At 71.5% G+C, this 4843-nt stretch carries 4 protein-coding genes; all 4 read right to left on the reverse strand.

Annotated elements, in window-relative coordinates; all coding sequences use genetic code 11:
* Window positions 1-213 (reverse strand): tetrahydrofolate dehydrogenase/cyclohydrolase catalytic domain-containing protein (locus IT40_RS25755; RefSeq protein WP_036761236.1); only part of this gene is annotated, 213 nt, incomplete at its 3' end.
* Between the two features lie 231 nt (window positions 214-444).
* Window positions 445-3225, reverse strand: coding sequence for a patatin-like protein (locus tag IT40_RS25760; RefSeq protein ID WP_036761238.1), 2781 nt, complete (start codon window positions 3223-3225; stop codon window positions 445-447).
* A gap of 189 nt (window positions 3226-3414) precedes the next feature.
* Window positions 3415-4548 carry an iron-containing alcohol dehydrogenase gene (locus IT40_RS25765; protein ID WP_036761241.1) on the reverse strand — a complete coding sequence of 378 codons (1134 nt, stop codon included), beginning with the start codon at window positions 4546-4548 and terminating at the stop codon, window positions 3415-3417.
* On the reverse strand, window positions 4545-4843 hold a 299-nt coding region (locus tag IT40_RS25770; protein WP_244274066.1), incomplete at its 5' end, for an FGGY-family carbohydrate kinase. The genes IT40_RS25770 and IT40_RS25765, both read right to left, overlap by 4 nt.

Below are 4843 nucleotides of genomic sequence, written 5' to 3' on the forward strand. Positions count from 1 at the left end.
CGCAAGCCGGTGCTCGAAGCTCGCCATCCCCGCCTCGCGCGTCTGGACCGCCTTGTTCCTGACATAGACCTGGCTCGCAGGATCCTCGCCCACCAGAACAACCGCAAGCCCGGGCACCAACCCGTGCTCAGACCGCAGCCGGCCCACAGCCTCGGCAACACGCGCCCGCACCCCGGCCGCAAAGCCCCGCCCGTCGATGATCCTTGCACCCATAAGCCATTCTCCTTGCAATGTCCGCAGCCCGCCCCAAGGCAAAAGCCCGGCGCCCACACGCGCGCGGATAGCGCAGGCGCCGACATGCGCAAGCCCGGTTCATGGCGGACCTGCCCGTCCCGGTTTCGCCTCTATCCCCCTTGACGCCTTTTTCCAACCGCGCGACGCAAAGCCCGGGCGTTATTGCGACAAGGCGAGGTCGGTTTGCGACGGGGGCCGTCGCGGGCTGCGTCAGCCGAACAGGCGATCTGCGACAGTCGCCAGCCCCACCCCCATCAGCGCCAGCGCGACGAGGATCGCCGGCCAGCGCAGCGCCCGCGGCAGGCTGTCGCGGCCGCGCAGCCAGCGGCCGAAGCCGTAGAGCAGAAGCCAGGCCGCGACCGCGACCGCCAGCAGCAGCCAGCCGATCCGGGCCGCCGCCGGCCCCAGCCAGGGCGAAAGCAGCACCACCAGACCCCCCGCCAGCATGGCCAGGAACAGCATCTTGTCCGCCAGCATCCGCCAGTAGCTGCCGGGCATGGCGAAACGCGCAAAGCCAGAGATCAGCCCGCCCCCGGCCCGCAGCGCCGTGGCCGCCCGGCTGCCGAAAAGACGCAGGATACCGTCGTCGGGCAGGTCGTCGATCATGCGCGACAGGATCGCCATGCTGCGGCTGCTCCAGCCCGCGATCTCGGGCGGGCGCGGGCCGATGGGCTTGAGATTCTTGTAATGTGCGCCGAAACGCCGCAGGTCCAGCTCGGCCGCGTCCTTGACCCCCAGCGCCTGGGCGGCCGTCTCCTCGAAGGCGTCCTCGTCGATGCGGGCATCGCGCAGCTTGGCCTTGAGCAGCGCCAGCCGCCGGGCCTGGCCCGCCTCTTCGCCATATTCCTCGCGCAGGATCTGGTTCTGCATCTCTTGCACCCAGGCGCTGCGCTCGGCCTCGGGGCGGTCGGACATCAGCGCGGCGACGATGCGCTCGGCCCCGTCCAGCCGGCCCCAGAGGATGTCATGCTCGCGCCAGTCGCGGTTCAGGAAACCGCCAAAGGCACCGACGGCGATGCCCGCCAGCTTGTCGGGCCGCGGGTTCAGCCCGCTGTCGGCGGGGCTGACGCGGAACACCTCGACCTGCGAATGCTCCTGAAGCTCGGACCCTTCGAGGAAGGGATAGGTCATCACGTCATGCCAGTGGAAATCGTCATAGACATCCAGCAGCGGCTGCAATTCGGGCGCGGCCAGCTCGGTGCGGATGCGGGCGCTGCTGGCGTCGAAGGCGGCGCGCATGTCCTGCCCCAGCCGCGCCAGCGCCTTGTCCACCAGCGCCCTGATCTCCGTGCTGCGATAGATCTCGCGCGCCTTGCGATAGCGCTGGTCGAGCGTGGCAAGCTTCATCACCGCGCTGTATTCGGCCGAGATCAGCCCATCCAGCCGGCCGATCTCGGCGCCGGCCAGCAGGGCCTGGGCCTGGCTGCTGGCGGGGCGGGCCAGGCGGCGCAATTCGGCCAGCTCCTGCTCGATCCGGTCGCGCAGGGACGCCAGAAGGTCGGGCGGCAGGTGCAGCGCCACCTCCTCGCCCTGGATGCGTTCGCGCCGGTCCAGCGCCTCGTCGAGATGGGCGCGCAGGTGGATCAGCCGCCGCAGCCGGAAATCCAGGTCATGGCGGGACAGGAAGGCGTTCTCGGTCTCGCGCCCCTCGGCGTGATAGGCGCTGAAATTGTCGTCGCGCCAGGCACGCAGGATCGGGCGCAGATACAGCGCCACGTCCGAATCCGGCGGGTGCCCCGCCAGCCCCGCCACGATCCCCGACAGCCCGTCGGTGGTGCCATAGACCCGCAGGTGGTGATAAAGTGGATAGTTCTGCGGGTATTGATAGGCGCCGGTCATCAGGTCGGCCAGGTCCATGCGGTCCAGATCGGCCGGCTTGCGCCTTTGGCGCATCTCGCGCCCGGCGGCCTCGACCCGGTTCTGGTCCTCGCGCCAGCGGACCTGCAAGGCGCCCAGCCGTTCCAGCCGCCGGTTCATGCGGGCGATGGCGCGGATGTCGTCGCGGATCACCTCGTAGCGCGGCAGGCCGGTCAGCGCCAGCTGGGCGTTTTGCAGGAAATCCACCGGCCGGGGCGGCTGGCCGGGCGGGGGCGGCGCCTCGGGGCAGGGGTCGATGAACAGAAGCTTGCGCTCGCCCGGCAGGGTGGTCGGGCGCGAGGGGATCAGCCCGGTCGCATAGCTGAAGGGCCGGTTGTCCAGATAGCCGCCATCGGCGAACAGCCGGCCGGCATAATCCGGGTCGTGGTCGAAGAACCGGGCAAAGCCCGCATCCTGCGCCGCGGCCGGCATGTCGGCAAAGCGCATCGGCGGAAAGGCCACCGGAAAGGACGAGGTGCAGCGCGCGGCAAAGGCCAGCATGGCCTCGTTTCCGGGGCCGAAATCGTTGCGCCCCGCCCCGTCATAGGCAAAGTGGAACACCTTGCGGTGGACCCTTTCGTCCAGCCGCGCGCCGGTCAGGTGGATCGGCGCCTGCCGGCCGTGCAGGTCGGTGGCGGTGACGAACAGGTCCACCGTCTCGGCCAGCGGCCTGCCGTCGCCGGTCAGCCGGGCCAGCGTGTCGTGCAGCACCCGGAACATATGGCCACCGTCCAGCAGCGATTCGGTCGGGCGCAGGCGGCCGGCGATGCCCTGGCGGTCGTTGAGCAACTGGCCGATGTCGGCCTTTTCCGTCCATGCCTCGCGCAGGATGTCGATGTCGCGCGCGCCCGCGACCAGCGCCTTGGCCAGCGCCACGCCGTTGATCCCGCCCGCCGAGGTGCCCGAGATGATGTCGATCACGAAGCGCTTGCGTCCGCCGCGCGGGCCGGCCAGTTCGCGCGACAGCCGGCGATAGATCAGCTCGCCCGGCGACAGCGCCTCGTCCGGCAGGTCCGAGCTGCCGCGCACCATGCGCAGCAGTTCCTGCGCGATGCCGTTCATGTAGATCGCCAGCGAGACGCCGCCGTAAAGGACGACCGCGAAGCGCACCTCACCCGTAGCCCGTTCGACCATTCCGCCCCCCAATACCGCCCGGCTGGCAGGTGACAAGAACCGTTCCGTTTCAGAACGGTAAGCGCAATCGCCCGAATTGTCTCGCGGGAATTGCAACCGTCAGTCGAGCGACGGATCGCAAGGCGTCGCGGGCGGCATCATGCGCGGGTCCATGCCAGGGCGCGCCGGAACCGGCCCATGGCCCGCCCCTCAGCCTGCCTCGCGCAAGACCTCGCACAGCTGCGGCACCGAGGGGACGAAGGGATTGCCCTTCATCGAGGAACTGCTGAGCGAGGCTTCGGCCACCGCCCGATGCCGGGCCGCATCCAGCCCCTGCGCGCCCAGTCCCGGCAGGCCGGCATCGCGCGCCCAGCGGGCCAGCCCCTGCGGCGCTTCGGCCGCATCGCCGCCGAATGCGCCGGCAATCTCGGTGCAGACCTCGTGGATGCGGGCGGGATCGGGGCTGTGGGCGCGGTTCATCGCCAGCACCGGCCCCAGCAGCGCGCCGCAGATCGCGCCATGCGCGGCGGGCGTCACGCCGCCGATCACGCCGGCAAGGCCGTGGACCGCGCCCAGCCCGCCATTCGCCAGCGCCATCCCGCCGCAAAGGCTGACCCAGGCCATGATGTCGCGCGCCGCCGCATCCTCGGCCTCCATCAGCCGCTTCAGGGCGCGCAGGCCCGGCGGGATCGCGGGGCGCACCAGCGCATCGGTGAAGGGCGTGGCCTTGCAGGACAGGTAGGGCTCGATCACCTGCGCCAGCGCGTCGAGGCCCGAAGCCAGCGTCACCGCGCGCGGGCAATGGTCGGTCAGCGCCGGATCGACGATGGCCAGGCGCGGCAACATGCGCTCGTCCCGGATCGAGACCTTGCGGCCATGTTCCGGCAGGCCGATCACCGCGTTCCGCGTCGCCTCGGCCCCGGTGCCGGCGGTGGTCGGCAGCGCGACAAAGGGCAAGGGCGGCGCGGCCAGCGGCAGGCCGCGGCCCACGACCTCCAGGTGATCCATGATCCCGCCCGGCGCCGGGATCAGCGCCGCCAGCGCCTTGCCCAGGTCCAGCGCCGCGCCGCCGCCCAGTGCCGCGACCCAATCGGCTTGGTGGCCCTTGGCCCCGGCCAGCGCCGCCTCCAGCATCGGCAGGGTCGGCTCGGCACCGCAGGCGACGGCCATGACCTCGGCGCCCTCGGCACGCAGCGCGTCGAGCAGCCAGGCGGCACGGGCGGGGTTCGCGCCATGCACCAGCACGCCGCGCGGCCCATGGGCGCGGATCAGCGCCGGGGCCTTCCGCGCCTCGCCGCGGCCAAAGACCACCCGGCCCGGCAGGGCAAAGGAAAACGCGCTCATGCCACCTCCATCGTCGCCCTGACTGCGGTTTTCCACCTTGCGTATCGGGCCTCGCGCTCGGGCGCGGGCATGGCGGGGGCGAAGCGGCGCTCCAGCGACCAGGCGCGGGCGAAAGCCTCGGGCGGCGGGCACAGGCCCGCCTGCAACCCCGCCAGGTAGCCCGCGCCAAGCGCCGTCGTCTCGGTCACCGCCGGACGGTCCACCGGCGCCCCCAGGATGTCCGAGAGAAACTGCATCGTCCAGCCGCTCGACGCCATGCCGCCGTCCACCCGCAACACCCCGCCCGCATCCGGCC

The organism is Paracoccus versutus (assembly GCF_000763885.1).
GTDB classification, from domain to species: Bacteria; Pseudomonadota; Alphaproteobacteria; order Rhodobacterales; family Rhodobacteraceae; genus Paracoccus; species Paracoccus versutus.

Bases quoted from the DNA above. Each gene is read 5' to 3' on its own strand.
- IT40_RS25760 (WP_036761238.1), bottom strand. From the start codon at position 3,225: ATGGTCGAACGGGCTACGGGTGAGGTGCGCTTCGCGGTCGTCCTTTAC.
- IT40_RS25765 (WP_036761241.1), bottom strand. From the start codon at position 4,548: ATGAGCGCGTTTTCCTTTGCCCTGCCGGGCCGGGTGGTCTTTGGCCGC.